This is a genomic window from Frateuria defendens (assembly GCF_001182895.1).
Taxonomy (GTDB): domain Bacteria; phylum Pseudomonadota; class Gammaproteobacteria; order Xanthomonadales; family Rhodanobacteraceae; genus Frateuria_B; species Frateuria_B defendens.
This window is the reverse complement of the sequence record NZ_LFQR01000278.1, coordinates 1-294: the sequence shown is the minus strand read 5'-3', so window position 1 is coordinate 294 and position 294 is coordinate 1. Positions and strand designations below refer to the sequence as shown.

At 63.3% G+C, this 294-nt stretch carries 1 protein-coding gene; it reads right to left on the bottom strand.

Annotated features, from left to right (window positions below; translation table 11 throughout):
* A partial coding sequence (gene bamD, locus ACH65_RS18260; protein WP_049624070.1) for an outer membrane protein assembly factor BamD occupies positions 1 to 294 on the bottom strand: 294 nt, incomplete at both ends.

Below are 294 nucleotides of genomic sequence, written 5' to 3'. Positions count from 1 at the left end.
CGGGCGTCGGCGGCGTAGGCGCTGTCGGGGAAGCGGCGAGTCAGCTCGGAGAAGTCGTCGAAGGCCTGCAGGTTGTAGCCCTGGTCGCGGCGCATCTGCGAGCTGTTGCGCGAGAACCAGCGCTCGAACACGCCTGTGGTGCGGTCGAAGTTGATCAGGCCGCGCAGGTAATAGGCATAATCGACGTGCTTCTGCGTCGGATAGGTCTTGATGAAGCGGTTGATCGTCGAGTAGGCGTCGTCCGGCTGGTTGTCCTTGTACTGCGAGTAGGCCAGATCCAGCTGCGCCTGCTCG